We start from the raw sequence: 15,033 nt of genomic DNA, 5'->3' as shown, positions 1-15,033 counted from the left end.
TCACGTCAAGCGCCGGTGGCGTTCGAGGCCCGAGATGACACTCGGCGCCACCTTCTTGGGTGGCGCCGAGGAGCGCGCATTACGGAACCGCGGGGCTCAGGCGTCCTTGAACTCCGCCACGAGCGCGCCCAGCGTCGCCTTGGCGTCGCCGAAGAGCATGCGCGTGTTGGGCTTGTAGAAGAGCGGGTTCTCCACGCCGGAGAAGCCCGGGTTCATCGAGCGCTTGAGCACGAAGCAGGTGCGGGCCATGTCGACGTTGATGATGGGCATGCCGTATAGGGGGCTACCCTCGTCTTCGCGCGCGGCCGGGTTGACGACGTCGTTGGCGCCGATGACCACGGCCACGTCGACCATCTCCATCGTCGGGTTCACGTCCTCGGGCTCCACCAGCTGCTCGTACGGCACGTTCGCCTCGGCCAGCAGCACGTTCATGTGGCCGGGCATCCGACCGGCAACCGGGTGGATGACGTAGCGCACCTCGGCGCCGTTCTTCTCGAGGAGGTCGGCAAGCTCCTTGACCACGTGCTGGGCCTGCGCCACGGCCATACCGTAACCGGGCACGAAGATCACGTTCGAGGCCGCCTCGAGGACGTAGTAGGCGTCGTCGGCGGTCATCGCCTTGACCTCGCCCTCCACCGGACCGCTGGAGGAAGTCGTCACCGCGCCGAAGCCGCTGAACAGCACGTTCGCCAGCGACCGGTTCATGGCCTTGCACATGATCTGGGTGAGGATGATGCCCGAGGCGCCGACCAGGGAGCCCGCCACCACCAACACCGTGTTGCCGATGGCGAAGCCGGCCGCCGCGCCCGCGATGCCGGAGTAGCTGTTGAGCAGCGAGATGACTATGGGCATGTCGGCGCCACCGATGGGCAGCACCGCCAGCACCCCGAGCGCCAGCCCGAGCACGAGGAAGATGAGCAGCAAGGCGTAGCTCGAGCCGGGGAACAGCACGAAGAGCACGCCCAGGATAAGCGTGGCGCCGAGGATGGCCGCGTTGGCGAGTTGCTGCGCCGAGAACAGGATGGGCTTGCCGGGCATCTTCTCGGAGAGCTTGGCCCAGGCCATCGCCGAGCCCGTCGTCGTCACCGCGCCCACCACGACGGCCACGAAGATCGAGATGGCCGTCACCGGGTCGGCGTGCGGGTTGCGGATGTACTCGTTCCAGCCCACCAGCATGGACGCGAGGCCGCCCGAGCCGTTCAGCAGGGCGACCATCTCGGGCATGGCCGTCATCTTCACGGTGCGCGCTATGAAAACGCCGATGGCCGTGCCGACGATCAGGCCGATGATGATGTAGGTGTAATCGAGCCCCGCCAGGAAGAGCGTCGCCACCACGGCGATGAGCATCGCGGTGGCCGAGATCATGTTGCCGCGCCGCGCCGTCTGGGCGCGGCCCAGCATCTTGAGGCCGAAGATGAACAGCGCGGCAGCCACCAGGTATGCGAGTTGGATCAACGTCGTCACGGCCGTCTCACTTGTCCTTGTCGCCGGCGCGGAACATGCCCAGCATGCGGTCGGTCACCAGGTAGCCGCCGACGATGTTGACGGTGGCCGCGATGATGGCCAGGAGCGCGAGCACGGTGCCGAGCGTGCCCTCCACCGCCGTGGCGGCGAGGGCGGCCACGATGGTGATGCCTGAGATGGCGTTGGAGCCCGACATCAGCGGCGTGTGCAGCTGCGACGGCACCTTGTTGATGAGCTCGAAGCCCAAGAAGACGGAGAGTACGAAGGCAAGTAGGAGCAGCATGACGGTCAACCTTCCCCGAGCGCGGTGCGCACCCGAGCGTCGCGGATCTCACCGTTGGCGATGAGCAGGCACGCGCCCACGACGTCGTCTTCCACGTCGAGGCGCAGGGTCTTGGCTTCTTTGTCCCAGGCGTGCTCGAGGAGCAGGTACAAGTTGTTGGCGTAGACCTGACTGGCGTCCTTGGCCACCTCGGCGGGCATGTTGGCGAGGCCGACGATGCGCACGCCGTTGGCGGTGACGACCTCCTCGCCCGAACTGGAACCCTCCACGTTGCCCCCGGTGCTGGCGGCGAGATCGACGATTACGCTGCCGGCGCGCATGCCTGCGACCATGTCGGCGCTGATGATGACAGGCGCCCGCCGGCCGAACACCTGGGCCGTCGTGACGATGACGTCGGAGCCGGCGCAGACCTTGGCCATCTGCTTGCGCTGCGACTCGAGCTGTTCGGCCGTCATCTCCTTCGCGTAGCCCTGCTCCGTCTGGCCCGTGTCGCCGACGTCTATCTCGACGAACCTGGCGCCCAGCGACTGCACCTGCTCCTTGACGACCGGCCGCGTGTCGTAGGCCTCCACCCTGGCGCCAAGGCGCTTGGCGGTGGCTATCGCTTGCAGCCCGGCGACGCCCGCTCCCACCACGAACACGCGCGCCGGCGGGATGGTGCCGGCGGGCGTGCTCATCATGGGGAACGCCTTGACCGAGCGCTCCGCTGCCAGGATCACGGCGGCGTAGCCGGCAAGGCTGGCCTGGCTCGAGAGCGCGTCCATCTTCTGCGCGTAGGTCGTGCGCGGGATGAGCTCCATGCAGAGCGCATCTACGCCCTTGGCGGCCAGGGCGCGCACCAGGTCGTGGTTGAAGAACGGGTCGAGGAATCCGGCCACCCGCGCCCCTCGCTTCAGGCCCTCGACCGTTTCCAGCGCCGGCGGCTGCACCGCGAGGAACAAGTCGGCCGCTTCCAGCAGCTTGCCACGGTCGGGCTCGAAGGTGGCGCCGGCCTTGGCGTACTCCTCGTCACCGAAGTAGGAACTCGCGCCCACTCCGGGCTCCAAGGTGACAGTGGCGCCCAGCTTCACGAGCTTGTCGGCCACCTGAGGGGTGATGGGAGTTCTCCGCTCACCGCTTACGGTTTCCTTCAACGCGACGATATTCATACGTCGTTCATCTTTGCACGTACGTAACGCGCGGCGCCCGGGGCACCCGTCCCTGTGAGAAGCACGAACTGGCGGGGCTATACTCGGTGCTCGTGAACGTCGTCAAACATATCGCCGTGCTTACCAGCGGGGGGGACGCGCCGGGCATGAACGCCGCCATCCGCGCGGTCGTTCGTACGGCCGTCCACGGCGACATCAGGGTCAGCGGCATCCAGCGCGGTTTCGAGGGCCTCGTCGAGGACGACATGGCCGAACTCGGCCCGCGCGCGGTGGCCAACATCTTGCAGCGTGGGGGCACCGTCTTGCGCACGGCGCGCTGTGAGGCGTTCTACACCCCCGAAGGCCGGGCGGTGGCGGCCGACACCTTGAGGCGCCACGCCGTCGACGGGCTCGTCGTCATCGGCGGCGACGGCAGCTTCAGGGGCGCTCAACTCATCCATGAGGAGCAGGGGGTCGCCACCGTCGGCATCCCGGCGACCATCGACAACGACATCAACGGCACCGACGTCTCCATCGGCTTCAGCACCGCGCTGGACGTGGCGCTCGACGCCGTCGACCGCCTGCGCGACACGGCCGCCAGTCACGACCGCCTCTTCCTCATCGAGGTGATGGGGCGCCGCGCCGGCCACATCGCCCTGGCCGTGGGGGTGGCCGGGGGCGCCGAGGTGATCCTCGTACCCGAAGCGCCCGTCGGGTCGGACGAGGTGGTCGACCTCCTCCAGCGGGCGGAGGAGCGGGGCAAGACGTCCAGCATCGTCGTGGTGGCGGAGGGGGCGTTCGACGGCGGTGCGGTCGGCCTGCAGAAGGCCATCGAGGACTCGTGCGGCTACGACGTGCGCACCGTCATCCTGGGCCACACGCAGCGCGGCGGCAGCCCGAACGCCCGCGACCGCGTCCTCGCTTCGCGTCTCGGCTACCACTCCGTGCGCACGCTGGTCGCCGGCCACCGGGGCGTGATGGTGGGCACCAACAGGCGCGAGGTCGTCAAGATCCCGTTCATGGAGCTCGAAAAGTACCCGAAGGACATAGACCGCGAACTCCTCGAGATCGCCTACGTCCTCGCCGTCTGAGGTCGAGAAGCCCTCGCAGAGCGGGGCCCTAAGCGCAGGTTGCGCCCCCGGGACCGCGCCGGGTGGGGCTCACGCCCGGCGCACCCTCACGAACGCGTCCTTGCCACGCTGGAGCACGACGGGCTGCTCGAGGCCCAAGCGCGCCTGTGGATCGGTCACGGGCTGCCCGTCGAGGCGCAAGCCGCGGTTCGAGACGAGGCGGCGCGCCTCGCCATTGGACGCCGCCAGCCCGGCTAGGACGGCCAGGCGGAGAACCCCCACGCCGCCCTCGTCGAACTCGTCGGCGGCCACGGCCACCTCGGTCACGTCATCCGGAATGTGGCCCTTGGCAACCTCGTCGTAGCGCCGTTCCGCCGGGCCCACCTGATCGGCACCGTGATAGATGCTCACGAGGGCCCTGGCGAAGGTGCGGTGGGCTCCCACCGGGTCCGCAGCGAGCTGGGCGCGCACCACCTCCGGATCGAGATCGGTGCACAGCTCGGCGTACTGCACCAGCAGCGGATCCGTGACCTGCATCGCCTTCTTGAACATGACCTCGGGCGGCCCCGCGATGCCGATGTAGTTGCCGAGCGACTTCGACATCTTCTCGGACCCGTCGAGCCCCACCAACAGGGGCGTCGTGAGGGCCACCTGCGGCTCCTGGCCGTAGGCGCGCTGCACGTCGCGGCCGACCAGCAGGTTGAAGAGCTGGTCGGTGCCTCCCAGTTCGACGTCCGCCCGGATCGCCACCGAGTCGTAGGCCTGCGCCAGCGGGTAGAGGAACTCGTGCACCGAGATGGGCACGCCGCTCTGGAACCGCTTCGTGAAGTCGTCGCGCTCCAGCATCCGCGCCACCGTGTAGTTGGAGGCGAGCCGGACCACGTCGGCGAAGCCGAGGGGCTCCAGCCACTCGCTGTTGTGCCTGATCTCGAGCTTGTCGGGGTCGGTGTCGAGGATCCGCGTGGCCTGCGCCACGTAGGTCTCGCCGTTGCGGCGCGTCTCCTCGAGCGTGAGGACGGGACGCGTCTTGTTGCGGCCCGAAGGGTCGCCGATCATGCCCGTGAAGTCGCCGACGATGAGCACCACCTTGTGCCCAAGGTCCTGGAACTGGCGCAGCTTGCGGAGCACCACGGCGTGGCCGACGTGCAGGTCGGCGCTGGAAGGGTCGACCCCCAGCTTGGCGCGCAGCTGCCGACCCTCCTCGGCCGCCAGCTTCAGCTTCTCCTCGAGCCCGCCCGCGGGCACGATCTGCTCGGCGCCACGCTGCAGTAGTTCGAGTGCCGCGGCATGCGGGTTCGCTACCTGCTCACCTGCCCCGTCCACGGTCCCTGTTTCGAGCTTCACTCGTGCCTCCACCCTCGGTGAGGTGTCGCGCGGCTCGGTGCGCCGCTAAAGCGTCCCCCACGAGACCGGCGTGCGTCAACGGCGCGCAGTTTATCACGCTCCCCTGCTAGCATCAAAGGCGGTGCGCGCCGGGAAGGGCGCGCTAGGAGGTACCTCATGGAACTCGCGATCGTCGGACTTGGACGTATGGGCGCCGACATGAGTCGCCGGCTGATGCAGGGCGGACACGCACCCGTGGTGACGGACCTGGCCGCTGCGCCGGTCCAGGAACTCGTAGAGGAAGGCGCCCGCGGCGCAGCGAGCGTGGCCGAGGCCGTTGCTCAGCTGAAGGCCCCGCGCGTGGTGTGGTGCATGGTGCCCTCGGGCGACGCCACCGAGCAGGTGGTCCAGCAGGCCCTCTCCGCACTCTCGCCCGGGGACGTCCTCGTCGACGGCGCCAACTCCAACTGGGAGGACTCGCAGCGCCGCGCCGCCCAGGCCGAGAAGGCGGGCGTGTTGTGGCTCGATGCCGGCGTCTCGGGCGGCGTGTGGGGGCTCGAAGAAGGCTACTGCCTGATGGTCGGCGGTAAAGACGAGGCGTTCGAGATCGCCAAACCCATCCTCGAGACGCTCGCCCCCGAGGGGGGGCTGGCCCATGTCGGCCCAGAGGGCACCGGTCACTTCGTCAAGATGATCCATAACGGCATCGAGTACGGCATGCTGCAGGCGTACGGCGAGGGGTTCGAGGCGCTGGCCACGTACCCGCATCACGACCTCGACCTGCCGGCCATAGCCGACCTGTGGGGCCACGGGGCCGTCGTGCGGTCGTGGCTGCTGGAGCTCCTCGCGCACGCCCTTCACGACGACCCGCGCCTGGAGCACCTCGAGGGCTACGTGGCCGACAGCGGCATGGGTCGTTGGACCGTCGACTTCGCCGTGGCCAACGCCGTCCCGATGCCGGCGGTGACGGCCGCCCTCTACGCGCGCTTCGCCAGCCGCGAGAAGGACGCCTTCTCGAACAGGGCCATAGCGGCGCTGCGCCACCAGTTCGGCGGCCACAAGACCAAGAAGGCCGGCTGATGAGCAGCGCCGCGAAGGGCGAGCCTGACGCCAGAAGGAGGGAGCGCCTGGCGGAACCGGGAGCGCCGGACACGGTGGCGCTCTCCCGGCCCGCTCCCGCCTGCGCGTTCGTGATCTTCGGCGTCACCGGCGACCTGACCGCCCGCAAGCTGATCCCCGCCCTCTATCAGCTCCACGTCAAGGGCGAGCTCAACGAGCACAGCGTCATCATCGGCCATGCCCGCCGCGACCTGACGGACGACGGCATGCGCGACCTGCTGGGGCAGGAGATCGCCAAGGAACTGCCGGACATCGACCAAGCCGCCTGGGACGCCCTGGCGTCTCGCATGACCTACGTCCAGGGCGATTACCAGAGCGACGACGGCTTCGTGAAGCTAGCGGCAAAGCTGCACGATCTGGACCTGCCCGGAACCGTGTTCTACATGGCAACGCCTCCAGAGGTCTACAGCCGCATAGCCAGGTCGCTCGAGGAGGCCGGGCTGACCAAGCCCGCCTCCGACGGCAAGTTCACGCGGCTGGTCGTAGAGAAGCCCTTCGGCGAGGACGAGGACTCGGCCAAGGCGCTGAACGCCGAGCTGCTGAAGCACTTCGACGAGAAGCAGATCTACCGGATCGACCACTACCTGGCGAAGGAGACCGCCCAGAACCTGGGCGTCTTGCGCTTCGCGAACACCATGTTCGAGCCCATCTGGAACAACCGGTTCATAGACCACGTTCAGATAACGATGATCGAGCCGATGGGCGTCGAGGGCCGCGGCGAGTTCTACGAGGCCGCCGGGGTACTCCGCGACGTCTTCCAGAACCACCTCCTGCAGCTCCTCGCGCTCGTGGCCATGGAGCCGCCCGTCCGGTTCGACGCGCGCAACGTGCGCGACGAGAAGGTCAAGCTCTTCAGCGCGGTTGCCTGCCCTCACCCCGAGTCAACCGTTCTGGGCCAGTACGTCAGCGGCAACGGCATGGTGGGTTACAGGCAGGAGCCGGAGGTCGACCCCAGCTCCAAGCAGGCCACGTTCGCCGCCATGCAGCTCAACGTCGAGAACTGGCGTTGGGCCGGAGTGCCCTTCTACCTGCGCTCCGGCAAGCGCCTCGAGGCCAAGGCGAGCGAGATAGTGCTGCAGTACAAGGCGCCCCCGCACGTGCCCTTCAAGCTGTCGGCTCCCGTCAACACGGACCGGCTCGTCTTGCGCATCGTCCCGAACGAGGGCATGACCATCCGCTTCAACGGCAAGCGGCCGGGGCAGCGGGTCGAGCTGGACCGGATCGGCCTCGACTTCACCTATCAGACCAGCTTCGAGGGCAGCGTCCCGGAGGCCTACGAGACGCTCCTGCTCGACGTCATGGAGGGCGACCCGACGCTGTTCATGCGTGCCGACGAGGTCGAGGCGCAGTGGCGGATAATCGACCCGATCATCGATTACATCGACTTCCGCAAACCCACGCCCGAGTTCTACGAGGCGGGGGGCATGGGTCCGCACGCCGCCTACGCGCTCCTCGAGGAAGCCGGCCGGAGTTGGAAGCGGCCCGCCGGCGTCAAGCGCTGACCGGGCCCGTGCTTGCGGGGCGCCCATGCTAGCGTGACCCACATGCGGAAAGTCAAAGTATTGGGCGTGCCCATGGACTTAGGAGCGGGCCGCCGCGGTGTAGACATGGGCCCGAGCGCCCTGCGCCTCGCCCGATTGGCCCCGGCCCTGCGGGAGTTGAGCCTCGAGGTCGTCGACCTGGGCAACGTCGACACGCCGCTCGCCGAGGCCTCCGAGCACCTACCGTCCCTGGCCGGGCCGCACCACGCGGACGCGATAGCCGCCACGTGCACCACCGTTCTGCGCACGCTGAGGGGCCTGCCGGCCAGCGACTTCGTGGTCACGCTCGGTGGCGATCACTCGATCAGCATGGGCACGGTGGCGGGGCTCAGCCACGGTCACGACACCGGCCTCCTATGGGTCGACGCCCACGCCGACATCAACACCCCGGCCACCAGCCCGTCGGGCAACGTCCATGGCATGCCGGTGGCACACCTGCTGGGGCTGGGCGACGAACGCTTCACGTCCATGTGGGGCGGTGGGGCCGTGGTCAGACCCGAGCACGTGGTCTACTTCGGGCTTCGCAGCGTGGATCCCGGCGAACGCCAGCTCCTGGCGGAACTCGGCGTCACGGCCTTCACGATGAAGGACGTCGACCTGCACGGCGTCGCGTACCTGGCGTCCGCGGCCCTGGAACAGCTGGGGCGCCTGGAGCGCCTCCACGTGTCCTTCGACGCCGATGCCCTCGACCCGAGCATCGCGCCCGGGGTCGGGACCCCCGAGCCCGGCGGCCTCTCGTACCGCGAGGCGCACCTGCTCATGGAACTGCTGGCCGACTCCGAGCGGGTGACGAGCCTCGACCTGGTCGAGGTCAACCCCATCGTCGACAGGGCCAACGAGACGGCCGCCATCTTGGTGGAGATGGCGGCCAGCTTGCTGGGTAAGCGGATCCTCTGACCGTGCCCGAGCGCGGGCTCAGACTTGCGCCATGGCGAGTTGCAGCGTGGGCATCAGTCGGCTCAGCGCCGCGTCGCCGGCGCGGATGGCCTCACCCGCGCGGTTGAAGTTCAGCCAGTGGATGGGCGGCCGGGTGTGCACCTCGAAATGCCGGCAGGTCTGCCCTTCTGGCTCCGGGTCGTGGTTCTCTCCGCCTGCAACCGCCCAACCGCCGGCCGCGAAGGCCAGGGCCCGGCCCAGGCGCCCGAAGGCACCCTTCGGAGTCGCGCTTGCTGCACGCGACTGCCAGCGCTGAGCGCCGTCCGAGGCGAGGATGCGCCGCGCCAGCCGGATGGCGCTGGAGTCGGCCGCCTCCATGCCCGCGCCGATGCCGATGGCTACGTCTACCTCGAGATCGTCGAGCGTGCTCAGCGGCACCGGCGAACCGATGCCGCCATCGATGAGCCGCCGACCGTCCACGATCGCGGGGGCGAAGACTCCTGGGATAGCAGTGCTGGCGCGCAGGGCGAGCGCCAGCGGGCCGCGCTGCAGGAGAACGGTCTCCCCCGAATCGATGTCGGTGGTGACGACCACCAGGCGCTTCTGTAGGTCGTCGAAGTCACGGCCCTCCAGCAAGCGGTCGAAGAACGCCTCGAGGCGCCTGCCGCGGAACAGGGCCGCTCGGTGAAGGCCGAAGTCGGCCACGTAGGGAAACACGTCGCGCCTGCGCATGGCCTCGGCCTGCTCGAGGAGCTCGGGCAGGGGCCTGCCGGTGGCGTAGAGCGCGCCGACGACCGCCCCGAAGCTGGTGCCGGCGATGACGTCGGGAACGAGGCCGTTGCGCTCCAGGCTGGCTAGGGCGCCTAAGTGAGCGTAACCGCGGGCGCTGCCGCCGCCGAGCGCCACGCCCAGGCGAGGGGGGCGATCGAGGAGCTCGCGCGAGGAGCGGTGGAGAGGGTCGGGACTTGGCACGAAGCATGTTACTTCCTCGCGCATGAGACGCATGTGCCGCCGCGAGGCGGCGGTGACGGCCGTCCGCTCGTGGCATGCTGTTCAGCATGGCTGAAACGCGCCTGGCGGTAGCGGTCGTCAACTACCGCACGCCCAAGCTGACGCTCGAGTGCCTGGGCCTCGTGCTGGCGGCCGCCCCGCATGCCGACGTGAGGCTGGTCGACACGGACCCTACCGCTACGTTCGAGCGCGAGATCGCGGTCGCCTACGGGGCGGTCACCTACGTGCCGTGTGCCAACCACTCCTACGCCCATGCGGTGAACACGGGCCTGGCCGACGCGGACACCGATTACCTGGCGCTGATGAACGCCGACGTCATGGTGAGCGCGCGCACGTTCACCGACCTGACGGGTGCGCTGGCGAGTGACCCGGGCGCCGGCGCCGCCGGGCCACTGCCCAAGGACGAGAGCGGAAGACCGCAGTCCCTCGGGGTCTGGTACGGGCGGCACTACCGGGCCCTGGCCCGCCGCGCTCAGGCCACCCGCGGTTCGAGAGGGCCGGCGAGCGTGGTGGTGCCCTGGCTGTCGGGCTGCTTGCACCTGATCAGGCGCGCCGATTGGCTCGCGCTGGGAGGCTACGACGAGACCTTCCGCTTCTGGAACGAGGACCTGGACTTCGGCCTCCGGCTGGCCGCGACCGGGCGCCACAGCCTCCTGGTCGACTCGCCCGTGGTGCACCTGGGTGGCAGCTCCACGCCTGCTCACCCCGCGTTCGGCGTCGAGGGGCGACGGGGCGGGCTGATCGTCGGTCGGCGTCACTACCCGGCCGCTCTCTACGCGTTGCAGCGCGGGTTGGTCGGCCTCGAGGCGGCCGGCCGCAGCGTCCTGGGGCGAAGCCCCGGCGAGCGGGCGGCCCAGGCGGAGCTCCTGCGCATGGCGCGCACGGGCGACCTGAGCACCAGCCCGTTCGGTGCGACCCTCGACGACAGGCCCGAATGGTGATCATGATCGGCAGCGAACCGCTCACCTGGCAACGGTTGGCGGCCGACCCCGTGGTCTTCTACTCGGCCTGCGCCGGACTCCTGCTCGCCCTCGTCTCCCTCGTCACCGGACTACTGCGCGGTGACGTGCTGGTCCTCTTCCGTCCACGCCTGGCGTTACGCGTGCTCGGCGCCGTGCTGCTCGGCTTCCTACTCGCCGTTGCGGCGGAGTGGCTCGGTGGCGCCGCCACGGCGCACTGGCCCGCAGGACTGCTCCGCGCCCTCGCCCGCGTGCCGCTCTACGTGGTCGCGCTCGCGTTCGGCCCCAGCGTGGGGCTGTTCGCCGGGGCGCTCTTCGCGGCGGCGACTGCCGGTGGCGAGTTCCCGGGGCCGGCAGAGGCCCTCTTCGCCTTCGAGCTGGTCGTGCTGGGCTGGCTCGCCATCTACCCGTCGCCACGCCTGGCACGTTGGGCCGGTCCCTTCGACATGGTGATGGCGCGGACACTGACGTGGGGCACCGGCGGGGTCGCGTGGCTCACGCTGCGTGACGGTGAGGTGAGCCTCGCCGGCCTGGTCGAGTCCAGCAGTCGCTGGCCGTGGGGGTTGTTGGTGGCGGCCGTCGCGCTTTACCTGATCGCACCCCGCTGGTACGGCGCTGCCTTCCCGCACTCGCGCATCGCGCCCGATACCAAGAGCGCCCTGGGGCGCCGTGACCCACGCGCAACCCTCGCTCCTCCGGCGCCAGACGACGTCTTCCTGACGAGCGAGCGGCAGCGGCCCCCGCGCAAGCGCGGCGAGCTCCCGGTTCCGCACTTCAGGCATGAGGACCCCAACGGCTGAATTCAGCCGCGGGGCGGCAACGGAAGGGACACTCCGAAGGCGTTGCCACGGGCGGCCGCTCCCGGTGCCGGGTAAGGTCCGCCCCACGCCTCGCCGCCCCAGCGCTTCGCGATCGAGCTGACGATATGCAGGCCGAGCCCGGCGCCCCTGGCCTTGGAGCCACCCTGGGCGTGCGGCGCGAACAGCCCCGGGACGACAGCGGCAGCCAGCGGTGGCCCGTCGTCGCGGATCTCCAGGCGCCCCACGCCGCCGTCACGCCAGGCGGCGACCACCACGCGCCCCCCAGCCGGACCGTGCACGGCGGCGTTCTCGAGGAGGTTGACGATCACTTGCAGCAACTTGTCCTCGTCCACCCAAGCCACCAGGTCGCCGACCTCGGTGGTGACGGTCGCGCCACTTAGCTGCAACTGCGGTTGCATGAGGGTGATGGCGCGGCTCACGACCGGCGCCACCGGAACGCTGCGCTCGCGCGGCGGCCGCGCCTCGACGGTGAGGTCGTCCAGCAGCCGCGTGAGGCGCTCCGCTTCCGAGCGGGCGCGGGCGAGGAAACGGCGCGCCTCCCCGGCCGTCGGTCCGGGAGCGCCGCTGGAGCCGGCCTCGAGGGCCTCGATCACGCCCCTCATGGTGCTGACCGGCGTGCGCAGCTCGTGCGAGAGGACGGCGAGCAGTTCACGGGCGGCCTCCTGCTCGCCTCTCAACTCCGTCTTGTCGTGAAGGATCAGGCCGAACGGCGTGACCGTGACGGCCACGGTGCGCGTGCGCAGGTGCAGTTCGCCGCTCGAACCAGAGCGCCACATCTCTTCGAGTCGGTGGTCGCGCAGCACGGATATGGCCACCGCCCCCCGGGCCCTCACCGGGTCTACGTCGAGGAGGGCGGCGGCGGCGCGGTTCAGTTCGAGCACCCGGTCGCCCTCCAGCAGCACGACGCCCTCCGTGAGGAAGTCCCACCAGCCCGTTCCAGTGCGCTCCACTCAGCGCTCCTCGAGGTCGCCCAGGCGATAGCCGAGCCCGCGGACCGTCACGACCACCTCATCGGCGGTGGCTCTGCGCAGTTGGGCGACGTGCTGATCGACGGTGCGGCCGGTGCCCTCGAACTCAGGGCCCCAGACCCTGTCCAGGAGCTCGAAGCGGTCGTAGACGCGCCCCGGGTTGGCCGCGAGGAAGCGCAGGAGCTCGAACTCCCGCCGCGTCAGGTCGCACTTCTCGCCGCGCCACGACGCCTCACGGGCGTCGAGATCGACGACCAACGCACCGACCACCACGCGCCTCGCCGGCTCGACGCGCCGCAGCAACGCCCTGACGCGGGCCACGAACTCGGCGGCGGAGAACGGCTTGGTGAGGTAGTCGTCGGCGCCCGCTTCGAGCCCCTCGACGCGCTCCGCCTCACGCGCCCGCGCCGTGAGCATGAGCACCGGCAGCTTGGCGGCGGCGGACGTCCGCAGGCGGCGGAGGAAGCTCAACCCGCTCTCGTCGGGAAGCATCCAGTCGAGCACGACGAGCGACGCCGTGGGGACGCTCTCCCACCCGGCGCTCGCGGTCGCGGCCTCGCTGACCCGGAAGCCGGCGGCGGCGAGGTGGAAGGCGATCACCTCACGCAAGGCATCGTCGTCCTCTATCACCAAGACGACGGAGCTGCTCACGCGAGACCCGTTCTCGCCAGAGGTTGGGCGGCCCTCGGGGCCTTGCGCCACATGCCGCCATTCTAGCGGCGGCATGTGGCGCTCAGCGGTCGCGCTGGACCCCTCGCTGCTGAGTTCCCGGGCGCGGCCCGCTGCCGGCTCGCCCCCAGGCGCCCCCGCGACGCGCTACGCTTGGGAGCCAGATGACGGACTCGACAGCCACGCCACTCGAACTCGACCTCCAGGCGATAACCGGCGACCTCGTGCGCATGCTGAGCCTCGTTCGCGAGAGTTGCGAGTGGGCCCGGCGGGCCCTCATCGAGGCCGAGCCCGGCGCGGCGGCGCACTGCGCCAAGTTGGACGCCGAGATCGACGCCATCCAGGCGAGCCTCGAGATGCGGATCCTTACCGTCATCGCGCGGCGCCAGCCGGCGGCCCGCGACCTGCGTTTCCTCGGGGCCGCGCTGCAGGCCCTCGCCGACATCGAGCGCGCCGGCGATTACGCGGAGCACGTCGCCTCGGTGGGCGAGCGCTTGGCTCAGCAGCCTCCGATAAAGAAGTACCTCGACATGCAGCGGATCTTCGAGGTGCTGTTCGTCATGATCGACACCACCACGAAGGCCTTCGCCGAGGGCGACGCGGCGGCGGCCAGGCGCGCCCACGCGCTCGACTCGGAGATCGACGACCTCTACGACCAGATACAGCGCGAACTCCTCACCTACATGCTGGCGGACACGAGCACGATCGGCCGCGCCAGCGACCTGGCGGCTGTGGCGCGGTACCTGGAGCGCCTCGGCGATCACCTCGAGAACGTGAACGAGCACATCATCTTCTGGCTCGAGGCCGTCCGCTTGTGACGTTTCGCACGCCGCCGGTGCGTGGAGCGTCGCTGCTTGAGCGGACCCCTGCCGCTGGGTAGCATCGACGCGTGCAAGGTGACGGCGACGAACCCAGATGGCACCGAGAGCCTGGCGAGGACCCGCCGGAGGTAGCCGCAGAGCGTGGGCGGCGCAGGCGGCGCCGGTTGCTGGGCCGCGGGTTCCTGGTGGCGTTGGTGGTGCTACTTGGCCTCAACGTGAGGGCCGCCGTCGACGGCACCGGTGGTGGGGTCGTGGGGGCCGTCGGCGGCGGCCTGAGCGCGGGCTGGCACCGCCTCGAACGCGCCCTGCCCCGTTCGCACTACGTGCGCGTGTACCGCGCCGGGCCCATCCGCTGGCTCGCCAACCGGCTAAGGGGGCCCGTGCGCATCGGCCTGCAGGTCGGCCACCTGGCAGCGGGCTCCCAGCCGGCCGAGCTCGCCAACCTCCGCTACAGCACGGGCGCTCACTATGAGGGCCTTGACGAGGTGGACGTCAACGCCGCCGTCGTCGAGGCCCTGGCCGCGCGGTTGCGGGCGCGGGGCGCCGAAGTCGACGTACTGCCCGCCACCATCCCGCCGGGCTACCGCGCTGACCTGGTGCTCTCGGTCCACGCCGACGCGAACTCCGACGCCTCCAGGAACGGCTACAAGAGCGCGCACTTCTGGCCCGCACGCAACGCCGGCGAGGCACTGCTGAAGCTGAGCGTCGACCGTGCGGTCTTCGCCCTCACCGGGCTGCGTGACGATGACGCCAACGTCTCCGGCAACATGTTCGAGTACTACGCCTTCGACGACCGGCGCTTCAGGCACGCCGTGGCCCCGCGCACGCCCGCACTGCTGGTCGAGCTCGGTTACCTGTCCAACCCCGGCGACCGGCGCCTGCTCACCGCTCCCGACAGCCTGGCGGCCGCGCTCGAGGCCGGCGCCCTAGCGTACCTTCGAACCGTCGGACGCGTCCCAGAGGCGTGGTAGTCTGCGGGAC

Annotated in this window: 15 protein-coding genes; 8 read left to right on the top strand and 7 right to left on the bottom strand. The window is 70.0% G+C overall.

Translation table 11 applies throughout. The annotated features are described in order from the left end of the window. Window positions 1–96: 96 nt before the first annotated feature. From ROY82_04375 to ROY82_04365, 3 genes are read right to left on the bottom strand one after another with little or no spacing between them, the layout of a single operon-like run. Window positions 97–1,464, bottom strand: coding sequence for an NAD(P)(+) transhydrogenase (Re/Si-specific) subunit beta (locus tag ROY82_04375; GenBank protein MDT3681704.1), 1,368 nt, complete (start codon window positions 1,462–1,464; stop codon window positions 97–99). Between the two features lie 7 nt (window positions 1,465–1,471). Then, window positions 1,472–1,747: an NAD(P) transhydrogenase subunit alpha gene (locus ROY82_04370; GenBank protein ID MDT3681703.1), complete on the bottom strand. Its 276-nt coding sequence runs from the start codon at window positions 1,745–1,747 to the stop codon at window positions 1,472–1,474. Between the two features lie 5 nt (window positions 1,748–1,752). Further along, entirely contained in the window at window positions 1,753–2,895 is a 1,143-nt protein-coding gene (locus ROY82_04365; GenBank protein MDT3681702.1) for an NAD(P) transhydrogenase subunit alpha, read from the bottom strand. Between the two features lie 92 nt (window positions 2,896–2,987). On the opposite strand from ROY82_04365, the gene pfkA reads away from it, so the two are divergent. Next, window positions 2,988–3,965, top strand: coding sequence for a 6-phosphofructokinase (gene pfkA, locus ROY82_04360; protein ID MDT3681701.1), 978 nt, complete (start codon window positions 2,988–2,990; stop codon window positions 3,963–3,965). A gap of 69 nt (window positions 3,966–4,034) precedes the next feature. Here the strand turns inward: pfkA and tyrS are convergent, their stop codons facing one another. Next, a complete protein-coding gene (tyrS, locus tag ROY82_04355; protein ID MDT3681700.1) occupies window positions 4,035–5,288 on the bottom strand; it encodes a tyrosine--tRNA ligase in 1,254 nt (417 codons plus the stop codon). A 156-nt stretch (window positions 5,289–5,444) separates the two neighbouring features. Here tyrS and gnd point away from each other — a divergent pair, with 156 nt between their 5' ends. From gnd to rocF, 3 genes are read left to right on the top strand one after another with little or no spacing between them, the layout of a single operon-like run. Continuing rightward, a complete protein-coding gene (gnd, locus tag ROY82_04350) occupies window positions 5,445–6,347 on the top strand; it encodes a decarboxylating 6-phosphogluconate dehydrogenase (GenBank protein MDT3681699.1) in 903 nt (300 codons plus the stop codon). After that, window positions 6,347–7,888, top strand: coding sequence for a glucose-6-phosphate dehydrogenase (gene zwf, locus ROY82_04345; protein ID MDT3681698.1), 1,542 nt, complete (start codon window positions 6,347–6,349; stop codon window positions 7,886–7,888). The genes gnd and zwf overlap by 1 nt, the downstream gene beginning before the upstream one ends. A 42-nt stretch (window positions 7,889–7,930) precedes the next feature. After that, window positions 7,931–8,824: an arginase gene (gene rocF / locus ROY82_04340; protein ID MDT3681697.1), complete on the top strand. Its 894-nt coding sequence runs from the start codon at window positions 7,931–7,933 to the stop codon at window positions 8,822–8,824. 18 nt (window positions 8,825–8,842) lie between these two features. On the opposite strand, the gene ROY82_04335 is transcribed toward rocF, so the two are convergent. Continuing rightward, window positions 8,843–9,775, bottom strand: a complete 933-nt coding sequence (locus ROY82_04335) for a patatin-like phospholipase family protein (protein ID MDT3681696.1) — start codon at window positions 9,773–9,775, stop codon at window positions 8,843–8,845. Window positions 9,776–9,861: 86 nt separating this feature from the next. Here ROY82_04335 and ROY82_04330 point away from each other — a divergent pair, with 86 nt between their 5' ends. Then, window positions 9,862–10,755 carry a glycosyltransferase family 2 protein gene (locus tag ROY82_04330; protein MDT3681695.1) on the top strand — a complete coding sequence of 298 codons (894 nt, stop codon included), beginning with the start codon at window positions 9,862–9,864 and terminating at the stop codon, window positions 10,753–10,755. Between the two features lie 2 nt (window positions 10,756–10,757). Continuing rightward, the gene (locus ROY82_04325; GenBank protein MDT3681694.1) at window positions 10,758–11,573 is read left to right on the top strand and encodes a hypothetical protein; all 816 of its coding nucleotides are present in this window, start codon (window positions 10,758–10,760) and stop codon (window positions 11,571–11,573) included. Between the two features lie 2 nt (window positions 11,574–11,575). Here ROY82_04325 and ROY82_04320 read toward each other — a convergent pair whose 3' ends face one another. Both ROY82_04320 and ROY82_04315 read right to left on the bottom strand, forming a co-directional pair. Then, entirely contained in the window at window positions 11,576–12,544 is a 969-nt protein-coding gene (locus tag ROY82_04320; protein ID MDT3681693.1) for a histidine kinase dimerization/phospho-acceptor domain-containing protein, read from the bottom strand. Continuing rightward, window positions 12,545–13,213 carry a response regulator transcription factor gene (locus ROY82_04315; GenBank protein MDT3681692.1) on the bottom strand — a complete coding sequence of 223 codons (669 nt, stop codon included), beginning with the start codon at window positions 13,211–13,213 and terminating at the stop codon, window positions 12,545–12,547. It lies immediately after the preceding gene. Between the two features lie 182 nt (window positions 13,214–13,395). Between ROY82_04315 and phoU the strand changes: the two genes are divergently transcribed. Beyond that, on the top strand, window positions 13,396–14,049 hold the full coding sequence (gene phoU, locus ROY82_04310; GenBank protein ID MDT3681691.1) for a phosphate signaling complex protein PhoU: 654 nt from the start codon (window positions 13,396–13,398) through the stop codon (window positions 14,047–14,049). Window positions 14,050–14,120: 71 nt separating this feature from the next. Further along, window positions 14,121–15,023 (top strand): N-acetylmuramoyl-L-alanine amidase, encoded by a 903-nt coding sequence (locus tag ROY82_04305; protein ID MDT3681690.1) that lies wholly within the window; start codon window positions 14,121–14,123, stop codon window positions 15,021–15,023. Window positions 15,024–15,033: the final 10 nt, after the last annotated feature.

Source organism: Truepera sp. (assembly GCA_032027045.1).
GTDB lineage: Bacteria > Deinococcota > Deinococci > Deinococcales > Trueperaceae > JAAYYF01.
The sequence above is the reverse complement of the archived record's forward strand: the minus strand, read 5'-3'. Positions and strand labels throughout refer to the sequence as shown.